Here is a 357-nt window from a genome sequence, read left to right on the forward strand (position 1 = left end):
GGGTAGGGCGTAAAGCCGCTGTAGCCGACCCAGAACTCACGCATGGCCAGGTAGTTTTTCTTGGCCTTGCGGTCGTTGTTGGTGGTTTGCTGGTTTTCGTCATCGGCCGACTGTTGCAGGGTGTCGGTCTCGATGATGTCGCTGGACACCACCGCCTGGCCCATGGCATAGGCGCTCCACGCGCCGCTTTCGCCGTAGATCCACGGGCGCAGGTCGAGGCCGATACCGTTGACGTCGCCGCCTTTTTGCGTGCCGAGGTCGCGGTCATCTTCGGACTGGGCAGTGGCTTTGACTTCCAGGCCGAAGTTCTTGGCTTCGGTCAGCGCGGCCAGGGTCGGGCACGACCACAGCAGGGCG

At 63.3% G+C, this 357-nt stretch carries 1 protein-coding gene; it reads right to left on the reverse strand.

Features of this window, described 5'->3' with window-relative positions:
• Positions 1–357, reverse strand: a 357-nt coding sequence (locus tag EE949_RS00010) for an alginate export family protein (protein ID WP_164666636.1), incomplete at both ends; no start/stop codon positions are given.

Source organism: Pseudomonas viridiflava (genome assembly GCF_900602065.1).
Lineage (GTDB): Bacteria > Pseudomonadota > Gammaproteobacteria > Pseudomonadales > Pseudomonadaceae > Aquipseudomonas.